The organism is Pseudoduganella sp. GW821-FHT05F09 (assembly GCF_059419605.1).
In genome coordinates, this window is record NZ_JBWKSD010000006.1 from 352,016 (window position 1) to 370,344 (window position 18,329).

General features: G+C 65.2%; 12 protein-coding genes. 5 read left to right on the forward strand and 7 right to left on the reverse strand.

Going from position 1 to position 18,329, the window contains the following annotated elements; all coding sequences use genetic code 11:
- Positions 1-36: 36 nt before the first annotated feature.
- Positions 37-1,608 carry a methyl-accepting chemotaxis protein gene (locus AC07S4_RS21305; RefSeq protein ID WP_494988551.1) on the forward strand — a complete coding sequence of 524 codons (1,572 nt, stop codon included), beginning with the start codon at positions 37-39 and terminating at the stop codon, positions 1,606-1,608.
- 67 nt (positions 1,609-1,675) lie between these two features.
- A complete protein-coding gene (locus tag AC07S4_RS21310; protein WP_494988552.1) occupies positions 1,676-2,263 on the forward strand; it encodes an LURP-one-related family protein in 588 nt (195 codons plus the stop codon).
- 4 nt (positions 2,264-2,267) lie between these two features.
- Here the strand turns inward: AC07S4_RS21310 and AC07S4_RS21315 are convergent, their stop codons facing one another.
- Positions 2,268-2,651, reverse strand: a complete 384-nt coding sequence (locus AC07S4_RS21315) for a hypothetical protein (protein ID WP_494988553.1) — start codon at positions 2,649-2,651, stop codon at positions 2,268-2,270.
- Between the two features lie 63 nt (positions 2,652-2,714).
- On the reverse strand, positions 2,715-4,202 hold the full coding sequence (locus tag AC07S4_RS21320; RefSeq protein WP_494988554.1) for a hypothetical protein: 1,488 nt from the start codon (positions 4,200-4,202) through the stop codon (positions 2,715-2,717).
- Between the two features lie 116 nt (positions 4,203-4,318).
- Here AC07S4_RS21320 and AC07S4_RS21325 point away from each other — a divergent pair, with 116 nt between their 5' ends.
- Both AC07S4_RS21325 and AC07S4_RS21330 read left to right on the forward strand, forming a co-directional pair.
- Entirely contained in the window at positions 4,319-6,622 is a 2,304-nt protein-coding gene (locus AC07S4_RS21325) for a TonB-dependent receptor domain-containing protein (protein WP_494988555.1), read from the forward strand.
- 53 nt (positions 6,623-6,675) lie between these two features.
- Positions 6,676-7,374: a GntR family transcriptional regulator gene (locus tag AC07S4_RS21330; protein ID WP_494988556.1), complete on the forward strand. Its 699-nt coding sequence runs from the start codon at positions 6,676-6,678 to the stop codon at positions 7,372-7,374.
- Here AC07S4_RS21330 and AC07S4_RS21335 read toward each other — a convergent pair.
- The 4 genes from AC07S4_RS21335 to AC07S4_RS21350 all read right to left on the reverse strand — a co-directional run bounded on the left by AC07S4_RS21335 (position 7,371) and on the right by AC07S4_RS21350 (position 14,995).
- Positions 7,371-10,316 (reverse strand): glycoside hydrolase family 2 protein, encoded by a 2,946-nt coding sequence (locus AC07S4_RS21335; RefSeq protein ID WP_494988557.1) that lies wholly within the window; start codon positions 10,314-10,316, stop codon positions 7,371-7,373. The genes AC07S4_RS21330 and AC07S4_RS21335 overlap by 4 nt on opposite strands.
- A complete protein-coding gene (locus AC07S4_RS21340) occupies positions 10,313-13,141 on the reverse strand; it encodes a glycosyl hydrolase 115 family protein (protein ID WP_494988558.1) in 2,829 nt (942 codons plus the stop codon). Before AC07S4_RS21340 ends, AC07S4_RS21335 begins: the two co-directional genes overlap by 4 nt.
- A 109-nt stretch (positions 13,142-13,250) precedes the next feature.
- A complete protein-coding gene (locus tag AC07S4_RS21345) occupies positions 13,251-14,144 on the reverse strand; it encodes a polysaccharide deacetylase family protein (protein ID WP_494988559.1) in 894 nt (297 codons plus the stop codon).
- A gap of 8 nt (positions 14,145-14,152) precedes the next feature.
- Positions 14,153-14,995: a class I SAM-dependent methyltransferase gene (locus tag AC07S4_RS21350; RefSeq protein WP_494988560.1), complete on the reverse strand. Its 843-nt coding sequence runs from the start codon at positions 14,993-14,995 to the stop codon at positions 14,153-14,155.
- Between the two features lie 85 nt (positions 14,996-15,080).
- Here AC07S4_RS21350 and AC07S4_RS21355 point away from each other — a divergent pair, with 85 nt between their 5' ends.
- A complete protein-coding gene (locus AC07S4_RS21355; RefSeq protein ID WP_494988561.1) occupies positions 15,081-15,671 on the forward strand; it encodes a hypothetical protein in 591 nt (196 codons plus the stop codon).
- A 13-nt stretch (positions 15,672-15,684) separates the two neighbouring features.
- On the opposite strand, the gene AC07S4_RS21360 is transcribed toward AC07S4_RS21355, so the two are convergent.
- Positions 15,685-18,306: a C1 family peptidase gene (locus AC07S4_RS21360; protein WP_494988562.1), complete on the reverse strand. Its 2,622-nt coding sequence runs from the start codon at positions 18,304-18,306 to the stop codon at positions 15,685-15,687.
- Positions 18,307-18,329 lie beyond the last annotated feature (23 nt).

Below are 18,329 nucleotides of genomic sequence, written 5' to 3' on the forward strand. Positions count from 1 at the left end.
CAGATAATTTCGTTGCTTCTTTTCATGAGGAATCGTATGCCTGACCTTCAGCCTGGCGGCAGCCGCGAGTACGTTTTGCGCGATGACGAAACGATCGTCTCCAAGACCGACCTGCGTGGCAATATCACCTATGTGAACCTGGACTTCTGCAGGATCAGCGGCTTCGCTGAGGAGGAGCTGCTCGGCGCGCCGCAGAGCATCGTGCGGCATCCGGACATGCCGAAGGAAGCGTTTGCGGATCTGTGGCGCACCATCCGCGCCGGCAAGGCGTGGACCGGCTTGGTGAAGAACCGCTGCAAGAACGGCGATTTCTATTGGGTGGAGGCGAACGCCGCGCCGTTGATCGAAGGCGGCCGGGTGGTGGGCTACACGTCGATCCGGGTAAAGCCCACGCGCGCCAAGGTAGAGGCGGCGGACGCAGCCTACTGCGCCATACGCTCCGGCGGCGTGGGGCTGGCGGTGCGCGACGGCGCCGTGGTGCCGCAGCGCGCGCTCGCTACGCTGGTGCGGCGGCTGGACTTGCCGCTCGGCGCGCGCCTGGGAGCCACGGCCGGCGCCAGCGCGCTGCTGACGGCGCTGGCGGTGGGCGCGGCCTACGCCGGCAGCATGGCCGCCTGCACGCTGTTCGGCGCGCTGTCGGCTGGTGTCGGCGGCGCGGGCGCCGTGCTGCTGCACCGGATGCTGGCGCAGCGGCTGGGCGCCATGCAGGACGCGATCTCGCACATGAGCGCAGGCGACCTGAGCGCGCGCATCGACGCGCGCGGCGGCGGCGAAGTGGCGGCGGTGCCGGAAGGGCTGCGCGTGCTGCAGACCAATATCAAGCTGCTGGTCGGCCAGATCAAGGAAGTGACCGGCGTGGTCAACAGCGGCGCGGCGGAGATTGCCAGCGGCAACGCGGACCTGTCTGCGCGCACCGAGGCGCAGGCCAGCGCGCTGGGCGAGACCGCTTCGTCCATGTCCCAGCTGGCCGCCACGGTGCGCCGGAATGCGGACAACGCGCACGAGGCGCACCGCCTGGTTGGCGCTGCGGCCGGCGCCGCGCAGGCAGGCGGCCAGGCCGTGCAGGAAGTGGTGGCGACCATGGCCGCCATTGAAGCGGGTTCGCGGCGCATTGCGGACATTATCAGCGTGATCGACGGCATCGCTTTCCAGACCAACATCCTGGCGCTCAATGCGGCGGTGGAAGCGGCGCGGGCGGGGGAGCAGGGACGCGGCTTCGCGGTGGTGGCCTCCGAGGTGCGGCAACTGGCGCAGCGCTCGGCGGTGGCGGCGCGGGAAATCAAGGCGCTGATCGGCAGCGCGGTCGAGCAGGCCGCCACCGGCAACCGCCTGGCGGACGGCGCGGGGCAAACCATGTCTGCCCTGGTGGACTCGGTGCAGCAGGCCACCGCCTTGATGGCCGGCATCAGCACCGCCAGCCAGGAGCAGCGCGCCGGCATCGACCAGCTGAACCACGCCATCAGCCTGATCGACGCGACCACGCAGCAGAACGCCGCGCTGGTTGAGCAGGCCGCTTGCGCCGCCGGGAATATGCGCGGCCAGGCCGAGGTGCTGACGCGGCTGGTGGCGTCGTTCCGGCTCGTGCCGCGCCAGACGCTGGTGGTGTGACATTGTGTGAACATTGCCAGGGTGCAAATCGGCGAGAATGCGTGTTCCAACCAGCACAAGGAAGTCCATGCACGCAGTTTTCAGCCAGAATCTCTTTTTCGTCAAAGAACACACCGGCATCTTCAAGGCCGCCAACAACTTCGACATCTACCATCCCGAGAGCAATCAAATCGTCATCGAATGCCGGGAGCCGAACCTGGGCCTGTTCACCAAGATACTGCGCTTCAGCGACTACAAGCGCATGACGCCCTTCCATCTGGAACTGCGCACGCCGGAAGGCGCCAAGCTGATGACGGTCAGGCGCGGCGTGTCCTTCTTTGTATCCGAGGTGGAAGTGCTGGACGAGCATGACAAGCTGATCGGCAAGTTCAGGCAACGGTTCTTCTCCATCGGCGGCAAGTTCGACGTGATGGACGCGCAGGAACGCCAGTTGTGCACGCTGCAAGGCAAGTGGACCGGATGGGACTTCCGCTTTGTGCAGGGCGAACGCGAGATGGCGGCCGTTTCCAAGAAGTGGGCCGGCCTGGGCAAGGAGCTGTTCACCTCCGCCGACAACTACATGCTGAGCATAGGCGCAGCCGTTCCCGCCAACGACCCGGTGCGCCTGCTGATCGTGGCGGCGGTGATGTGCATCGACATGGTGCTGAAGGAGTAGGGCCTTACTTGGGCGCGCTGCTGATGGCAGGCGGCGCCGGTGCGGCCGGGGCCGCGTAGATAACGATAGGCTGCAATGGCGCCGGCTTCTGCCCAGAGTTACTGATTAAGAACGCCGTCACCGAGGTCGAAACCGCCACGCCTGCAATGACGGTGCCGGCAACCCATTTAACCGTTTCGCTCAGTGCACGCTGCAGATTGGCTTCGAATTGGGCAACTATAATGTCCATGCGGGCGTTGGATGCTGCGTTCGCCTGCCTGAACTCCGTCTGATAGTCCTTTAGCGTGGCAATCAGCTCGGCATTCGTGTTTTGAGCGCCACTTTCCATCCTGGCCGTGGCGGCCTGGACCTTGGCGTCGATATAGTCTTTGTCAGTGGCAGCGCTCATGGAAGCATGATCGGCTTCCGGCTTGCCACTGTCAATCACACGCCGGTTGGCTGTTGAGGCCAGTCAAAGGCGGTCGCGGGCGGCCAGTTCGCTGGGGGTGGCGAGCAGGAACATGTTGCCGCTCAGCGCAGACAGGCTTTGCTTGCGGCGCTCGTCGCGCGCCTCGCTGGTCTCGTCCGCGCTGCGGGTGGAAGCGCCGGACTGGTACAGGGCCAGCGAGTCCATCAGGTCGCGCGCCAGCGTGTGGCTGCTCGGCGTGGTCTTGTCCGAAGCGAGCTTGCCCATCATAAATTTCAGCACCTGCTCGGACTGGCTGGCGGTCTGCAGCAGGCTGGCCTTGACCAGCTTGCCGTCCTTGTAGCCCAACTCGACATTGCTGCTGGCCGTGTCGTCGATCACGTGGTACTCGTAGTTCTGCGACTGCGGCGTGGTGTCCAGCTTCAGCGCGCCGCCTTTTTTCAGCGGCTCATGGAACTGCGCGCTCAGGTGCGACTGCTGGCTCTGCGCGATGGTGCGGTCGTCGCGGCGTTCGCCTTCGGTGCGGGTGTCCTGCGACACTTCGTAGCTGAAGCTGTCCTTCTCGCCCAGCCGCAGCGGATTGCTCCATGCCGGCGCCTGGGTGACCGAGGCGCTGAAGTCGGCCAGGCCGGTCAGCGCGGCATGGTCCTCGGCCGCCAGCGTCCACTTGCCGGGCAGCGACAGGCCACGGTCCTGCTCCGCCTCGCGGGTGGAGGTGCGGCTCATGTCCGAGAACGCGTCCTTGAACATGGTCATCAGCTTGGCGTCGCCATGGCCGCGCGCGGTGGCCTGGTCGAATTGCTTCAAATAGCTGCTGATGGCCTTGTTCTGCTGCTCCTTCGTGCCCAGGCTCTCCAGCTTGCTGGTGTCGATGCTGACTTCGGCCTTGCCGGACGCGCCGCCTATGCTCACCTTGCGCTGCGTGCCGTCCGCATGGAAGTCCAGCGTCTGCGTGCTCGGGGGCAGGGTGCTCTGCTTGACGGTCGCGTGGAAGTCCACCGATTGCAGATACTTGCTGTCGAAGCCGGCGAGCGCGCCCAGCCGTATCTGCGGGTCGTCCAGCGCCATGCCGTCGATGGCGGCCTGGAAGCCTGCCGCCAGCCCGGACAGCGCATTGCGCTCGTCGTCGCTCAGCTCGCCGCTGGCGCTCACCTGCAAGGCCATGCCGTCGTCCAGGCTGGCCAGCGTGAGGTCCACCTTCACGCCGCTGCGGGTGGTGATGCTGAGGTTGAACTTGTTGTCCACCGCGTCCGGCAGGGCGGCCTGCTCGACCGGAATGGCGGCGCCGGTTTTGAACTGGCCCAGCATGGCGGCGCCCAGGTCCTTGAAGCGCATGGCGGTGGTGGGCGGAAGGGCGGATTCCTCCGCTTCGCCCTGCCTGGCGGCGGCCAGGCCGGCCGGGCTCAGTTTAACGACGGTGGAGGGCGCGGCCCAGTCCGCTGCCGGGGTGGCGGCTTTGGCGGCGGGGCTGCTTGGGGCTGGCGCGCGCGGGGTGACCGGCTGCCAGTTGGAGAGTGTGGAGATGGAAGTCATGCTGCATTAACGGCAAATGTTTCTGTAAAGTTTAGCCTATGTAAAATTGCGTAATGACAATAGTCTTGCAAGCGGCTGGCGGATAGAATGCGTCCATCCTATAAAGGCCTTGTCCAATGCAAAAAATCCTGCTGACCTGCTGCGTTGCCAGCACCGCCGTCATGTACGTCGACGGCGCCGCCCTCGCGCAAACCCAGGCCGCCGCGCCGGAAGTGGTGGTGAAGGGCGCCGCGCTCAAGAAAGAGCCCAAGCCCGTCGAAAAATCGACCGAAACCGGCGTGCCGGTGCCGTCCGTGACGGTGGCGGGCGAGCGCCCCACCAACCGCATCGACCGCCAGGTGTACGACGTGAAATCCGACGTCGGCAGCTCCAATGGCACGGCGGCGGACGCGCTGAACAACGTGCCGTCCGTGGCGGTGGATCCGGACGGCGCCGTCACCTTGCGCGGCAGCAGCAATGTGCAGATCCTGGTCGACGGCAAGCCGTCCGCCATGATGCAGGGCGATAACCGCGCCGCCACGCTGAACGCCATGGCGGCCGAGGACATCGAATCGGTGGAGGTCATCAACAATCCAGGCGCGCAGTTCGGCAACGAGGGCGGCGGCGGCCCCATCCTGAACCTGGTGATGCGCCGCAACCGCAAACCGGGCGGCTTCGCCACCGTCAACGCCAATGCCGGCAAGGACGGGCGCTACAACAGTGCCGTGTCCGGCAGCTACAACGAAGGTGCATGGGGCTACCAGGGCGGCATCAATGTGCGCCACGACGGCCGCAATTCGGTCAGCGATACCGTGCGCGACCGCACCAACCCCCTTACCGGCGCGGTCGAGCACAGCACCCAGGACAGCGCGCAGCACGGCCTGAACGATTCGGTGGGCCTGAACGGCACCGTCAGCTACAACCTCGGCGCGAAGGACACGCTGACCGCGAGTGCCAACTACACCGCGCGCGGCAACGACCAGAAGGTCAGCGAGCACTATGCGACCGCAGCTGGCGCCGCCACCATCAGCGACTACCTGCGCACCACGCAGCGCGAGGGCGACACCAGGAGCTACAGCTGGGGCGCGCGCTGGGACCACAAGGGCGAGGCGCCGGGCGAGAGCATGAAGACGGACCTGCGCGTTTCCCACACGGATAACGACAACGATAGCGCCTACAGCAATATGTACACGGTGCGTCCAATCAACGCGCTGGCCGAGCGCAGCCGCCAGTCCAGCGACACCGGCACCCGCATTGTCGATTTCACCGGCGACTACGAACGCAATATCGGCGGCGGCTCGGCCAAGCTGGGCTACAAGGCGGCCGAGACCAAGAGCAGCTTCGACGTGCTGTATGCCGACATCAACCCCGCCACGCTGGCCGAAACCATCAACCCCGCGCGCACCAACCGCTTCAACCTGGACGAGACCACGCTGGCGCTGTACGGCTCCTACCAGATGCGCCTGAACGACAACTGGGGCGCGCTGGCCGGCATGCGGGTCGAGCACACCGAAATGGACCTGGACCAGATCACCAGCAACATCTCGGCCAGGAACAGCTACACCAGCTACATCCCCAGCTTCTTCGCCACCTACAAAGTGAACGAGACGGCGAATATGCGCTTCAGCTACGCGCACCGCATCCGCCGTCCGATGCCGAACGACCTCAATCCCTACGTGGTGTACCGTGACGAATTCAACGTCTCGTCCGGCAACCCCATGCTCAAGCCGGCCAAGACCGATTCGTTTGAAGTGGGCTACGAAACCAAGATCGCCGGCCTGGAAACCAATCTGCGCGCCTACTTCCGCGACGAATCGGACACCATCATCGAGCGCAGCAGCTATATCGGCAACAACGTGCTGCTGACCACGCGCGAAAACGGTGGCGCCAGCCACTCGAGCGGCCTGGAGTTCACCGTGAGCGGCAAGCTGACGCCGACGCTGACCCTGAACACCAGCGGCAACCTGGCGCGCAGCGAACTGACCTCGCGCGACCTGAGCGGCGCGGACATCACCCGCAACGCCAGCTCGCTGAGCGGCCGTGCGCGCCTGAACTACCAGTACGACAGCGCCACCCAGCTGCAAGCCATGCTGCAAATGCAGGGCAAGACGCTGACGGGCCAGGGCTACCGCGAGCCCAGCCATATGCTCAACCTCAGCATGCGCCACGCGCTGACGCCGCAGCTCAGCCTGGTGATGAATATGACCGACGTGCTGGCCTCGGCCAAAATGTCGACCGTAATCGACACGCCGCTGCTGAAGGAAACCACGTCGCGCCGCTTTGACAGCCGCGTGTTCTACATCGGCCTGTCCTACCGCATCGGCGGCGCGTCGAGCGCGGGCGAGGGCAGGGGCGAGCAGTTCCAGGGACCGCGTCCGGGCCAGGGACCGGGCGGCCCGCGCGGCGAGGGCCCCGGTCCTGGACCAGGCGCAGGCTACTAAACCCATGCGCTGCCATGCTAATATGTTAGCTTTAGATCAGCATGCGCGGCACTATGGAAACAGCAGTTATCCCGGGGACCTTCCAGCTGGACCGGTCCCGCAACGCCACGGTGCAGGTATTCGAGCATTTGCGCGAACTGATCGTCACGCTGGCGCTCGAACCGGGCGCCGTACTGCCGCGTAACGAGCTCACGCGCTACTTCAACCTGTCCGCCACGCCTATCCGCGACGCTTTGACGCGCCTGGGCGACGAAGGCCTGGTGGACATCTTCCCCCAGCACGTTACGCGCGTGCGCAGCGTGGACCTGGCGTCCGCGCGGCAAGCGCAGTTCCTGCGTCTGTCGGTGGAACTGGAAATTGTGCGCACCTTGTCGCAGAAACCGGACCCCGCGCTGGCGCAGACCCTGCTGCAGCTGGTGGAGCGCCAGCGCGCCTGCCTCGAAGCGGGCGACCTGAAGAACTTCACCCAGATCGACCTGGCCTTTCACCAGCAGCTCTACCAGGCCGCGCAGCTCGAGCAGCTATGGCATGTGATGCGCAGCGGCAGCGGCAACCTGGACCGCCTGCGGCGCCTGCACCTGCCGCTCAACGGCAAGGCGCAGTCGATACTGGAAGAGCACAGCGCCATCGCCCGCGCCATCGGCGCAGGCGACGCGGCGGCGGCGCAGGGCTGCGTCCGCCAGCACCTCTCCGGCACGCTATCCGAGCTTGACCAGCTCAAGCTCAAATACCCGGCCTTCATGCCCCTTTAAGGCAATTCGTAAAACTCCGCCTCCACGATCGACAGCACTCCTTTCGGCGTCTGGTTCGCACCGGTATCGGCGATAGCCTGGTTGGCCACCTCGGTCAGCTTGATGGCATTGGTCTCATCGGCCATGCCATTCAGCGCAATGCGCACGGTCTGCCCTGCGGTCCCCGCCAGCGGCAAGGTGACATAGCCCAGCCCCTTCGGCGTCATGCCCTCGTAAACCTGCTTGCCGTCGACCTGGATCTGCAGCGGATAGCTGCGCTCGCGCCAGCCCGCCAGTTTCAGCACCACGGAACTCAGCTTGGCGGTGCGCGCCAGCTTAAAGGTAATCACCCCTTCGCCCGGCTTGCTGGACCACTTGGTGGTCTCATCGTCATCCACCGTAAAGCCCGCATCCGCCGCGTTGCTGGCCGCTTCAACCGAAGCCACCGGCACCGCCACGCGCGACACCTTGAACGACGGCGTGGCCGGCGTTGCGCCGCGCTCCAGATGCAGCGGCAAACCGTCCGCCGGGAACTGCGCCGACAAACCGTCCTTGACCGCCACCGGCTTGGACACCAGCGTCAGCTCGGCCGAAGCCAGTCCCTCCGATTTGGCGCGCAAGGTGATCTTGCCGGCCTGCGTGGCGCTGCGCAGCAGCACCCGGTTCACGCCGCCTTCAACCGGCAGCGCGCGCGACAGCACATGGTTGTCCGGTCCCTGCGCAATCCCGCCGCGCCATTCGGCCGGCCCTTGCAGCTCGAACTCCACCTTGTTCAGCGCCACCGGATTGCGGCGGCCCTTGGCGTCCACCACTTCCACCTGCACCAGCGCCAGGTCGGCGCCGTCGGCCTGCAAACCCTTGGGCGAAGCGATGGACGTCAGGCGCAGCCTGGCCGGCGCGCCGGCGGTGGCCAGCACCGAAGTGCAGACAGCCTTGCCCTTGGCGTCGTAGCCCACCGCTTTCAGCTCGCCCGGCTTGAACGCGACGTCGTCGAAGGTGAACAGGAAGCGCTCGCTCTGCAGTCCCTGGCCTATCTTTTTCCCGTTCAGGAACAGCTCCACGCGCTCCGCGCTGGACACCACGCTCACCGGCTTGACCGTGCCGGGCGCATAGTTCCAGTGGCCGATAATATGGGCGCGCGGCCGCTCCACGTCCACCCAGCCGTCCCACATCACCTGGTGGGCGTAGAAGCCGTCCTTCGGTATGCGCATGGCGTCCACCTCGCCGCTGCGGCGGTAGTTGTTGGCGCCGCGATGGTGGGTGTTCGAGTCCGAGAAGATGATGTTCACGCCGCCGCTGGACACGCGCGTGCCGGTGCCCGGACGCTGTTCCCAGTAGTCATACCAGCGCTTCACGTTCTCGATGGCGTGCGAGTCCTGGTTGTGGTTGTAGGTGGGCGCGGGTTGGCCCTTGTGCGGCGGGCCGTCGCCGTTCTTGTGGAAAGGCGCGGTGTACTCGTCCCAGTAGATGCGGGCGCCTTCGTCGCGCGAATACTCCATGGCCCACATCGGGATGCGCGCGCTCTTGTTTATGTACAGCATTTCGCCGCCGTACTCGGCCACCTGCTGCAGCTTGGTGCTCAGCATTTCGCGGCTGCCGGACGCGCGTCCGCCGTGCGGGTCGAACTGGTCGCGCAGCGCCTTCATTTCCAGCATGTGCGCTTCGCTCACGCCGCGGTTGCCGCTTTCGTAGAACACGATGGACGGGCTGTTGCGGTTGTAGATGATGGCGTCGCGCATGGCGTCGATGCGCTGTTCCCAGCGGCGGCCGGTCACGTCGGCTTCCGAGTCGCCGGCCGGCATGGCCTGCATCATGCCCACGCGGTCCAGCGATTCCACGTCCTGCTTCCAGGGCGTGATGTGCATCCAGCGCACCAGGTTGGCGTTGCTGGCCACGGCCAGGCCGTTGCTGTAGTCGCTCAGCCAGGCCGGCACCGACATGCCCACGGCGGGCCATTCGTTGGAAGTGCGCTGCGCGTAGCCCTTCATCTGGATCACGCGGTCGTTCAGCTTGACCATGCCGCTGCCGAATTCGGTCTTGCGGAAGCCGGTGCGCGTGGTAACGCTGTCCACCGCCTTGCCGTCCACCTTCAGCGTGGTGACCACGTCGTACAGATAGCCGTAGCCCCAGCTCCAGAAGTTCAGCCCCTGCATCGGCGCGCTGGCCTTGACCACGGCCGTGGCGCCCGCCGCCACGGTCTGCGCGGGCGAGGAGAACTGCGCCACCTGCTTGCCGTCACGGTCCTTGACCTGGACCTCGTAGGTGAATGTGCGCGCTTCCGGATATTCGTTGCGCACTTCGGATTCGGCGGCGATGGTGGCGCGGCGGCCCGGAATGTCGAACTCGCGGGCGTAGACGTAGACGCCGGTGGTGCCCAGCGTGGAATACAGCGGCAAGGTCTGGTACAGCTTGTCCGTCACATGCAGACGCACGTTCTTCGGCAGGCCGCCGTAGTTGGCGTTGAAGTTCTTGTCGGACCACTGGTAGCGCTGGTTGGTGGCTTTTTCGCGGTAGTCCCAGCTGTTGTCGGTGCGGACCGCCACCACGTTGTCGCCCGGCTGCAGCGCGGCGGTGATGTCGTAGCCGAAGGCGTTGATGCCGTTCTCGTGCAGGCCGATGCGCTTGCCGTTGACGTACACCTCCGCCGCCTGGCGTGCGCCCTCGAATTCAATGAACACCTTCTGGCCTGCAGCGCTGGCGGGCAGCGTGAAGTGCTTGCGGTACCAGGCCACGCCGGTGGTGAGGTCCACGATGTCCTTGCTGAACGCGTCGTCCTCGTTCCAGGCGCGCGGCAGCGTGACGGCTTTCCATGCGCTGTCGTCAAAGGCCCGCTGCGCGGCGTCCGCCGGATCCGCCACCGCCAGCTTCCAGTTCGGGTTGAAGTTGTAGGACTGGCGTTCGGCGTGCGCCGGCTGCATCAGGCCGGCGGCGATCAGGGCAAGCGGTATCAGGCGGAGGTTCATCGTGATCCTGTTGTTGATTGGGGAAGGCGGGAATAGTATTTGGGCGCGCCGTCGAAGGAAATCTCGATGCGGTCCAGGATGAAGCCGGGGTCCAGCGCGTGGACCTTCAGCGTGTGCGGTCCGGGCGCCAGCTCGGCCAGCTGTATGGTGCGCACGGCGGTATTGGTCAGGACGTTGTTCTTCCACTCGTCGCTGCGGCCTTGCGTGGCGAAATCCAGCGCGGTTGGCGCCTGGCCATCCAGGCTGACGGCGATGCGCAGCTTGTTGGCGGACGTGAGCGGGTGCACCGGCACGGCGATGATCTTCAACTGCGCCACGCCCGGGCTGTGGCTATGGAAGCGGTAGTCCAGCGCCGGCGCGGCAGCCGCTTGCGCCGGGTCGCGCGAGGGCAGGGAGAAGCTGGAGCGCATGCTGGCGCCGAGGCTGCCCAGGTCGGCCACGGACCAGCCGGCGTTGGCCGTCTGGCCCGCCGCAGCGGAAATGGTGATGATGCGTTCATGCTCGGTCGGCACGCCGTCCTCCGCGCCCGGCGCCATCTGCAATTTGGCTTGCAGCTGCTCGCCGCCACAGGCGAAGCGCAGCGGGGCCTTGGCGCCGTCCTTGCCGCCGTCATAGCTCACGTCGACGCGCTGTTCGTAGCCGTTGGCCTCGTTCAGCGCGCCCTTGTCCGCAGACAGGCGCAGGCCCGCCGGAACGGAAGCGGCGGACCACGGCTGCTGCTGTGCGCCGTATTGGACCAGGGTGATGGTTTTGGTCTCCGGCCTGCCGCGCGTGAAGGCCAGCGAGCCGCCTTGCGCCGACAGCGGCGTTGGATACGCCAGCGCGCAGCCGCTGCGGCCCGCGCTGCCATAAGTGGGGAAGGATGGCGCGGCGAACACCGGCAGGCGGCGCGGCGCTGCGTCCATCATGCCGCGCCATTTTCCGCCGCCGAGCGCGTTGTAGCGCGCCGTGTCGGCCACGATGGCGGCCTGCGCCGCTTGCGCCTGCTGCGCGTAAAGCTGCGCCGACGGTCGGCCAGCGCGCGCATATTGCGCCGCCAGGTCCAGCTTGAGGATGCGCGCATTCAGGTTGGCGCTGGAGCGCACCGGATACAGCACCAGCTGGAAATAAGCGTCCTGGCTGGCGGCGGGAAGGGCGGCGCCCAGGGCCTGGGCGCGCAGCACCAGCGCCTGATAGCGCGCCAGCCGCTGCTCGGCTTCTTCGCCGCCGGACTGGATGTAGTCGCTCTGCCGCGTGGGCGTGGTGGGTTCGGTCTGGCTGAAGCCCATGAATTCCGGCCGCCGTTCCCACGCCAGGCCGTAGTACTCCTGCATGACGGCTGCGATGGCGGGCGCCTGCGCGGCGCCGAACTGCGCCGCCAGCCAGGCTTGCAGATGCTCGCCGGCGCCGCGCTCCAGCAGGCGCTGGTCGAAAGCCAGGTCGAGGAAGTACTGCGTGAGGTATTCGCCGGGCTTGATGTCGCCCACGTTGACCACCCAGACCTTCTCCGCGCCGGTGCTGACAGCGCGCTGCAGCTGGTCCCGTATCAGGCCGGGGTGGGTGGTGCCCAGCCACAGGTAGTCGTGCGGGCGGCCCCAGTAGGAGATGTGGTAGTACAGGCCCGCGCCGCCGCTGCGGCCCGCTTCGCTGGCGGTGCTGAGCTGGTGCAGATAGCCATAGTTATCGTCCGGCCAGATCAGCGTGATGTCGTCCGGCACCTGCAGGCCGCTGTTGTAGATGTCCAGCACTTCCTTGTAGACGGTGAGCGCTTGCGGAATGCGGGGCAGGGGCTGGCCCTGCGCCTTGGCGAGCATGGCGCGCTGCATGGCGATCACGGCGGACACGCCGTCCCGCGCTTCGGCCAGCGTGGAGGCGCCTTCCATGGCCGAGTCGTGCACGCCACGGATGCCCATGGAGTAGAAGTTCTCGTATCCTTTGACTTCATCCACGCGCTGCTGCCAGTAGCGGGCCAGCGCGTCGCGGTTGCTGAAGAAGTTGAAGGCGCCGTCGCTCTTTTTCCATTCGCGCACGTTGTTGCGCATCATGGGTTCGGCGTGCGAGGTGCCCACTACGATGGCGTAGTCGTTCGCCACCTGGGCGTTGCCCGCCATCTGGTAGAAGGGCTTGGTGGAGTCGTGCATGGCGGGCCAGATCAGGTTGGCCTTCAGCCGCCACAATAGTTCGAAGATGCGCGCATACGTGGCCGGGCCGATGTCGCCGCTGCTGTCGTAGGTCTTGGCGGCCCAGGGCTGCAAGCCCCAGTCTTCGTCGTTCAGGAATACGCCCCGGTACTGCACCGAGGGCCGTTCGGAGACGATGCGTTCGGCGCGCACGTCGACGGCGCTGCGCGTGGCTGGCCGGACGTCCGCCCACCATTCCCAGGCCGATACACCGATTTCGCGCGACAGGTCCACCGCGCCATACACCGCGCCGCGCGCGTCCGAGCCGGCGATCAGCAGCAGCTGTGTGCCAGGCTTGCTGCGCGACGGCTGGCTGACGCGGATATAGCGTTCCCACTGGCCGGCCAGCGGGGAGAAGTCCAGATGTTCGCGCTGCGCGAGCTGGCGCAGCAGGGGGCTGTCATGACGCCCGATCACCACGCACACGCGCGGGCATTCATCCAGCGTGAGCACACGCCGGGGCGCCTGGCCGCTGACCGACTGCACGTCCCGCCGCAGCAGGTCGGCCGCCAGGGTCATGGTGGTGCTGTCCTCGGCCAGCACGCCAGCCACGCCCTCCGGCCCGGCCAGGCGCACGCTCGCGGCATGGGAAGGCTGCGCGCCCAGCACTGTGCTCAGCATGGCGCAGGTCAGCAAGGGGTACCGCAGGGATTTCAGTGTCAGCATGGAATGGCCGAAAAATGGGGCACTGAAATATTAGCATGGCAGGTGGGCGGGAAAACCGCCCCGTCTGCTCACGCGGATGACTATTTCACCCGCGCGGGCGCACCGCCCATTAGCGGCACAGCTTGTCGACTTCCAGCGGCGGCGTCGCCGGTTTGCTGTCCGGCAGGCGGATGCCCTTCTGGCTGGCGGTGCGGGAAATGAGCGAACCGCCGCCGGGCAAGCCGTAGGCCGGGTCGGACTGGGCCTGCGCCAGCGTGACGTAGCGGGCGCCCGCCGCATTCAGGCGGGACATCACGTCCGGCAGCATGACGGCGCTCCAGCCGCCCATGTGCGTCAGCAGCACTTGCGGAATCACGCGGCCGTACACGCGCTGCGACTGGTCCTTCATGCGGACTATGGCGCTGTCCACATTGGCCAGGTACTCCGTCTTCATGGCCGCGATGGCGGCGCTGTCTTCCCTGGCCACGCAGCGGGCGTAGGCGTCCGTGTAGACCCAGTCGCTGAAGGCCAGGCTGACGTCGGCGACCTTGTAGCCGCGCGCCTGCAGATAGGCCAGCGCTTCCTGCTGGCGCTCGCCGCCCGTGCTCAGGTTGGGAAAGCGCAGATAGCGCCAGTCCGCGCCCGCCATGCGCGCCGCGACGGGCGGTTCGCCGGCCACCACGTCCGCATACCAGGCGTCCAGCGTGGGCGCGCGCGACAGGTTCATGTGGCTGTAGGTGTGGTTGCCCAGTGGGTAGCCGGCGGCGCGCCAGGCGTCGAGCACCGCATCGCCGTCGGCCGTGGCCGCGATCTTGGCGGCGTTGACGAAGCCGAAGGCCTCCGGCACGCCGTTGGCCTTGAACACTTGCAGATGGGTTTGCGCAATGCCCAGCCAGCTCATGCCGCGCGGCAGCTGGCCGTGCACCGGCATGTCGTCCACGGTGATGGCGATATCAAAGGACTGCGCGGCCGCCAGGGCCGGCAGCAGCAGGGCGCACAGCGCCAGTTGGTGGCGTTTGAGCATGGCGTGCCTTATTTGAACCAGAGCGGACGCGCCAGCACGTAAATGCTGGCGGACGTGGCCCAGCCGAAGTCGAGCAGCCGGTCTTCCACCTTCAGCACCTCGAAGCCGTTGGCGCGCAGCAGGGCCTGGATCGAGCTCTTGTTGAAAAAGTTGATGTGCTCGTGGAAGTGGTTGGGGTAAGGATTGTGCTCGGTCAGCTCGGAAGGCACGTCCACGAACAGCAGGCTGTCCTTGTGGAACAGCGGCTTCATCTGGTCGATGACGGAGGACGGGTAGGGGATATGTTCCAGCACGTGGGCGTTCATCACGAAATCGACTTTGCCCACGGTGCGCACGTCGTGGACGCGCTGCACGCCTTCGGCCGTGCCGGCGCCGGAAACGTCATACACGTACTTGCGGGAAGCGCCCAGGAACTCGGGGATGTTCTGGCCACGGTCGCCGCCGAAGTCCAGCACCGAATCGATGGTGCCCACGTCCACCAGGCCGTGCAGGAAGTCCTGCAGCGCCAGTTTGCGGTTGGCGATTTCGGTGGAGTGCGTGCCGGTGGAGGCGGCCGTTGCGGCGTAGCCCGGCTCGTAGATGTCGCGCAGCTGGTTGTAGGCCTCGCTGCGGTAGTCTTTATAGATGCGGCCCATTTCCTCATCATCGTAGCGCACCTGCGAGAAGATGAATTCGCAGTCGTTGCAGCGGATCGAATTGGTGAACAGCGTGGGCGCAAACTCCGCACCAAAATAGGTGATATTGCTAACCGGGTAGTCGAGTACTTTGTGAGCAATGAAGGGATTGACGAAGCCGAAGTTCTTACTGTAGTTGCAAGAATGGCAAACTGGGCACTCGAAAGCTATCTTCATGTGAATTCCGTGAAATTATTGTTTTGCACTTGTTGTTAAGTTTGCCTGCTGGAGCGCTGGCGAGTATCGCATAGAAGGCTTTGCAATGGCAGCCGCGGCATGTAGCCGGAATAAAAAAGTGTGTACCGCCTGGCACGGGACGGCGGTGGCACTGGTCCCGAAAGTTCGTTATAGTCGGGCAGGGTATTCCATTGATAAACAGACAGATTCATTCGACATGATAAAAACTCGCCTGGCAGCGCTTTCCTTGTTTATTCTGGCCACACCTTCGTGGGCTGCGGAAGATACCTTGTGCGAAGCGGCGGAAAAGCTTGTTTGGTCCTGCCACGCGGCGAAGAAGACCTATTCGGTCTGCTCATCATCCAGGCTCTCCAAGGACGCAGGCTATATGCAATACAGGGTAGGAAGCCGGAGTAAGTTGGAGTTTGCGTTTCCCGTCACCCGCGAACATCCTTTTGGACGGTTTAATTTCGACATGGGGCCGCACGGCGGCAGCCTCGAATTCAAGAATTCGGGTTTCAATTATTCGATTGCTGCGGATATGCGCGGCTTGCCTTCGATTCTGGTCGAAAAGGACGGACGGCAAATTGCTTCCGTTCGTTGCAAAGACGAAACCGGCGACCTTCTGGGGAATGACACGCTGGACCTTTTCAGGGAAACCGGAATATTAAGATAATCCCCTTGACCGCCTATTTCCTGGTCTGCAAGTCAATGTCCATGCGCTTGCGCGTGAGCGAACTGGCGGATGGCGCGAACGTCAGCGACGGCACTTCGGCCTTGGCGGCGATGCGCGCGAAGGTGGATTTGACGGTGAGGTGATCGTCGTCGAAGTCGCCATGGTGTTCCGCCTTGGAGGCGCTGGCGGAATCATCGGGCTCATTATTCGGGCACAGCACCAGTTCGGCGTTTTTTTTGCCGAACAGTTTCTTAAGCGCGGGATCTTCCTTTATCGTCTTTTGCATCCCCACGATGGCTATCCCATTTTGGTAGCCTGGAATATGGGCTTTGTCCTCGAACGCATTGGAAACCAGATACAGCAGCGACTTATTGTAGATCCTGGCGCAGTTGTCGTCCTGTTCCGCCTTGTCGGTCAGGCAGTACAGTGCAAAGCGCTTGATCTGCCCGGACTCTATGGCGGGCAGATAGGTTTGCTTGAATAGCGCGGCGGTGCAGGCGGGCGCCCACATGGTGCAGCTGGTGACCGAAATGCCCGCCTTGCCCAGCAAGGCTAACATGGGCGCGAAGAAGATAGACCCCGCGCTGTGGTTGACGACGTGCACCTCCAGCCTGGGATAGGCTTTGGCCAATTTTTGGAGGTGGTCCACCACCAGGCGCGCCGCGCCGCCCTTGCCGCTGGCGCGCAGCGCGTTTTCCTTCATCTCATCCCAGCTCGCCTTGCCGGTCAGCTGGCGGGCCAGCGGCTCGAGCGCATCATCGAAGCGGTCCAGCATGAAGTCCTTCGCCTTGTCGAGCACCCCTTCCGGCCTGCGCCGCCGGACCGCGTCCTGCAGGATGTTGGTGATGGTGCTCCAGTAGTCGGAATGCCAGATGAAGGCCAGCGGATAAATGCCGGCCGCAACCAGAGCCGGCCGGTATTCCGCCACCCGCTGCACTGCCGCCTCCGCGGCCACCAGGCCGCCATGGAAGTACAGCAGCACACGCTGCGGCTGCTTCGAGCTGGCGAAGAAGGCCGGGATGTCCTGGGCGAAGATGTTTGCGACCTCGCTGGCGGAGGTTCCGTAGTCGCCGCCCGAATCGAGCACGCCGTCATTGCCGACGCTGATGAGGTGCGGCCGGATGTCGATGTAGGAATAGGTGGCCGACTGGCCGGAGGTGCTGGCGTGCGCCGCCGCATAGGAAGCCGGGTCGTTGAGGACCACCGGCGCGCCCAGGCGCGCGACCCATACGTCGGTGGCGTTGCTTAGCCAGTCGTCGTAGGAAACCCTGGCCATGCCGCCCCGGCCCCAATCTTCGCCCCATGAATTCTGCAGCCAGAAGCCGTACCGGTCATAGCCGACAATCGCAAAAGCATGGCCGCCGAGAATTTCATCGGATGGATAGATGATGCCGTTCTCGCCCACGGTCTGCCATCCTGCATGCACGGTGGCGGTTGCGTACAGCACGCCCACCTCGGCGATGGCTGCATGCATGGCGATCAGGTCTTTGTGGTTGACCCTGAAATAAGCGCCCAGCGGACGCTGCCGCGCCGCCTCCATGCGCGCCTGGGTGAAGTCGGCGTAGGTGACGGCGTCATTGCTGTTGTATTCCCAGTCCTCCCGCGAGCAAACGCCGTGCTTCTGCCAGCCCTTCATGGCGCCGCGCGCGCTCGAACCGGAATATTGTTCGCCCGGCCATTCGTCGTAGCGCCGCGCCAGCTCGTAGAACATGCGCGCGCTGACCTGTGTGCTGTCGGGCACCTGCTGGCGGCGCATCAGCAGGTAGTTGGCCACGGTGGCCAGCCCAAAGCCGGTGCAGCTGCCTTCGACGCCCTGGTCCAGCACCGGCACCTTGAATTTCAGATAGTCGGACAGCGGAATATTTGACGGCACTTCCACCAGCGTGGGCACAAACATGCGGTCGCGGAAATCCAGCGTGTCGCGGCGCGTCTTGAATTTGCGGCCGGTGGCCGCTTGCACGGAGCGGGGCTTGGGCGGCATGGGCTTGTCCGGTGCATCCTGGTCCGATTCGACATGGTGATGATCGGGCATGGCCGACTTCAAGCTCTTGCTCGCCGTGTCCGGCTTGGCGGCCATCGCCGGCAGGCTGCCCGAGGTCAGATTGCCATTGGCGTCGAATTCCGCCTGCAGGACGAAGTTGGCCTCCGCGGCGCTATAGGCCGGGTCCCAATGCGTGTTTTCGGGAACCTGGCTGTGTCCATAGTGTCCGGACTGGGTATCCCAGAGGTGGAAGTCGCGGTTATGGCCGCCCGGGTCCTTGCCGTTCTTGGCCGGCTTGGGCAGGCCGGCTGGCCACACCCTGGGAATGCCGTGGACCGACTCTATCCAGCGGCACAGGCGCGCCAGGTTCTGCAGCGCCTTGGGATTCTTGGCCTGCTGCGCGAAACCCACCAGTTCGATCTGGACGGCGGAATCGCGGTTGGTTTCGGTGCCGCCGGGCGCATTGCGCAGCGCGCGGGCGCCCTGGCTGGTGTCGATGTGCTGGTAGATGTTTTTGGCGTCGACCGTGAAGTGCGGGTCGGAGCGGTTCTGCTTGAAGGCGCTGAACGCGCCGTCCGCGCTGCTGCCTTCCGTGGTGTGGTGGACGATCTTGAACGGTCCGCCGATATGGGCGCCGGATGGGCCGCTAATCACTCGCCAGATTGCAAACGGACAGA